This window comes from Pseudoflavonifractor sp. 524-17, from assembly GCF_009935845.1.
In the GTDB taxonomy this organism is placed as follows: domain Bacteria; phylum Bacillota; class Clostridia; order Oscillospirales; family Oscillospiraceae; genus Pseudoflavonifractor_A.
The window spans coordinates 1-3,080 of sequence record NZ_QWEK01000100.1; the positions used below are offsets into that span (position 1 = coordinate 1).

Sequence of the window (3,080 nt, forward strand, 5' to 3'; positions counted from 1 at the left end):
ATTCCAATGGGTGCTGAATGAGGCAGGAACAGCGGGGGCGCTGTCTCCGGCGGCAGTGTTTATAGACGGAACCCATACATTGTCCACTCGCCGCCCAGGTAGGCGGTAATGTAGGAGATCAGCACATAGGGGTCATGCTCGATGCTGTCCAGATCGTAGTGGTACTCATCATAGTCGTGGGTACTCTCATAGGTGTCCAGATAGCTTTGCAGCTCGGCCTCCATCCCGGCGTATGCCGCCTCCGCCGCCAGCATCTCGCTGTCCTCGCTGGGGTAGGTGGAGAGCGCCACACCACCCGCGCCGCCCTGCAAAAACATAGAGCAGGAGGAAAACAGGGAGAGGAACATCGCCACGATCAGCCCCAGCGCACCCACGATGAGAAAGCCCTTTTTATGGCGGGCGATAAACTGACCCGCCTTTTTGCTGCCCTCTGCGGCCTTTTCCGCCGCCTTTGCGGAGGTCTGCGCGGCGCTGACGGTCTGGCCCCCGGCCTTTTTTGCCCTGGCGTACTCCTTTTTGATGGCGCGTTTCTGCTGCCAGCGGGAGTAGGGGTTGCTGGAAAAGCCGCCGTTTTGCTGGGAAAACTCCTGTTTCAGCGCGGAGACATTGGCGCGGTCCGCCCGTTTCTCCGCCCGCGCCGCTGTGCGGTATGGTTTGGCCCTGTGACTGCGGTAGACGCTGCGGGCGGCGTGAACGCCGTCCTCTGCCGTCTGCGTCATGGTGTTTGCCGCCTCCACACCGCTGTTGTCCTCTCCGGCCTCCCGCGCCTCATGGTGGAACTTGGCAAGGGCGGTATCTGCCACCGCCGTCTGCGTCAGCTTGGAGGAGGGCGGCTTTTTCGTGACCTCCGCAAATTGCAGGGTGGTTTTCACCCTGCCGGTCTGCGGGTCAACGGTGCGGACGGGCTTTCGGACCGTTTTCTTCGGGAGCTTTTTCTCCGCCTTTTCCAACTTATCCGTCCGGCGCTGGGCCTTGTGCGCAGCCTTTTTCAGCTTGGAGTCGGCTAATTCTTCCTCGGTAAATTGCAGCCTGACCGCCATAGACGCTCACCTCCTTTCCCGCCGCAGCACCGTCACTGTTCACAGCAACGGAGCTGCCGGCGCGCCAGCTCGATCAGGGCGGCATAGTTGTCATAGAGCTTGTCGGCGGTGTCCATCAGCCCCAGCAGCAGCTCATGGTCGGCCAGTTTAGGGACAGCCGGCGCGTCCCCACCGGCGCGGATGTCGCTGCCCTCGCTGAAATAGCCGGCGTCCTCCGGCTCCATCAGCTCATCGTCCATGACATCGCACAGATCGTCCAGCTCCCCGCTGACGAGATAGCGCCGGGGGATGTTCCAGCCCTCCCACAGCTCTTTGAGCTTGGGAGAAAACGCCGCCATGCGCCGGTGCGCCTCGGCGGTGGACCGGCACTCCGGCAGCTTGCCGATGGCGTCCTCCAACTGGCGCAGCATGGCGTAAAGCTCCAGCTTTTCGTCGATGTGCCGGATATAATCGTCCAGGTGGATCATAAAAACATTGTCCATATCATACCTCCAATCCGTTTGCAGCCGCCTGTTCCTGGGGCTTGGTGGTCATAATGCGGTACAGCTCGGTGTCCTTGGGGAAACGGTCCACAAAGGGCAGGATGATGTTTCCGTAGAACAGCAGCCCCTCGCCCTCGCTGGAATGGGTCACATAGGAGAGCTGGTGGGTGGAGATATTGAGCTGCTTGGCTAAAATCTGGCGGTCCCCGTTCGCCTGATTGAGCATATAGATATAGTCGCTGTTCTCAAAGATATTCTCCACCTCGCGGGAGGAAAGCAGGTCTTTCACATTCTGGGTGATGCCTGTCGGGATGCCGCCCCATTTGCGAAAACGCTTCCAGATTTCCACCGTATACGCCGCCGTCTGCTCCTCGCGGAGCAAAAGGTGCATCTCGTCGATGTAGTAGCGGGTGGACTTGTGGGCCTCGCGGTTGACGGTGACGCGGTTCCACACCGCGTCCTGCACAATGAGCATCCCGATTTTCTTTAACTGCTTGCCCAGCTCTTTGATGTCAAAGCTGACAATGCGGCTGTCAATATTGATATTCGTGCGGTGGTTGAACACATTGAGGGAGCCGGTGACATAGATTTCAAGCGCGGTGGCGATATACTGCGCCTCCTTTTCCTCCTGCCGCCGCAGCTCGTTATACAGGTCCTCTAAAATGGGCATATTTTCAGGCCGCGGGTCGTTCAGGTAGTCCCGATAGACCGTCCGCACACAGCGGTCAATGATGGTCTTTTCCACCGGCTGCAAGCCGTCCTTGCCGCCCACGATCAGCTCACACAGGGAGAGCAGGAAGTCGCTTTTCAGGGAAAGCGGGTTTTCATCGTCGCTGTAATTGAGGTTCAGGTCCATGGGGTTGAGGTAGTCCGCGGAGGTGGGCGAGATGTGTATGACCTGCCCATGCAGATGCTCCACCAGCGGCCCATATTCCGATTCCGGGTCGCAGATAACGATGTCATCATCGGTGACGAGGAACACATTGGCGATCTCCCGCTTGGCTGAAAAGGACTTGCCGGAGCCGGGGGTGCCGAGGATCAGGCCGTTGGGGTTTTTAAGAGCCTTTCGGTCCGCCATAATCAGGTTATTGCTGAGGGCGTTCAGACCGTAGTAGAGGGCTTCCCCCTGCATGAAAAGCTCCTGGGTGGTGAAGGGCACAAAAATAGCGGTGCTTGAGGTGGTCAAGCCCCGCTGGATGCTGATCTGGTTTCTGCCCAGGGGAAGGGAGGACATCAGCCCCTGTTCCTGCTGGTAGTCCAGCCGCCGCAGGGCGCAGTTGTACTTCTGGGCGATCCCCGCCGCCTGGAACACGTTGTTCTCCAGCTTCTGCCGGCTCTCCGCCGTGTTCATTACCAGCATGGTGACGAGGAACATCCGCTCATTGCGGGATTGCAGGTCCTCCAGCAGCGTCTTGGCCTCCGCGCCGTAGGTGGCCAGGTCTGACGGGAGGATCTCCATGTCATATCCAGCCCGGACCGCCTTTTTCTGGTAGAGTAGGGAAGTGCCGCCTTGCCGCATTTCGGCGGTAGGTCTGCACCACCCTCTCCGGGAACCGTA

3 protein-coding genes are annotated in these 3,080 nt (G+C 59.4%); all 3 read right to left on the reverse strand.

All coding sequences use genetic code 11. The features are described from left to right. Window positions 1–59: 59 nt before the first annotated feature. Window positions 60–1,040 (reverse strand): CD1108 family mobile element protein, encoded by a 981-nt coding sequence (locus tag D1159_RS18540; protein ID WP_161847071.1) that lies wholly within the window; start codon window positions 1,038–1,040, stop codon window positions 60–62. Window positions 1,041–1,072: 32 nt separating this feature from the next. Continuing rightward, window positions 1,073–1,522 (reverse strand): hypothetical protein, encoded by a 450-nt coding sequence (locus D1159_RS18545; RefSeq protein WP_161847072.1) that lies wholly within the window; start codon window positions 1,520–1,522, stop codon window positions 1,073–1,075. A gap of 1 nt (window position 1,523) precedes the next feature. After that, a partial coding sequence (locus D1159_RS18550; protein WP_161847073.1) for a VirB4-like conjugal transfer ATPase, CD1110 family occupies window positions 1,524–3,080 on the reverse strand: 1,557 nt, incomplete at its 5' end.

Bases quoted from the DNA above. Each gene is read 5' to 3' on its own strand.
- D1159_RS18545 (WP_161847072.1), bottom strand. From the start codon at position 1,522: ATGGACAATGTTTTTATGATCCACCTGGACGATTATATCCGGCACATC.
- D1159_RS18540 (WP_161847071.1), bottom strand. From the start codon at position 1,040: ATGGCGGTCAGGCTGCAATTTACCGAGGAAGAATTAGCCGACTCCAAG.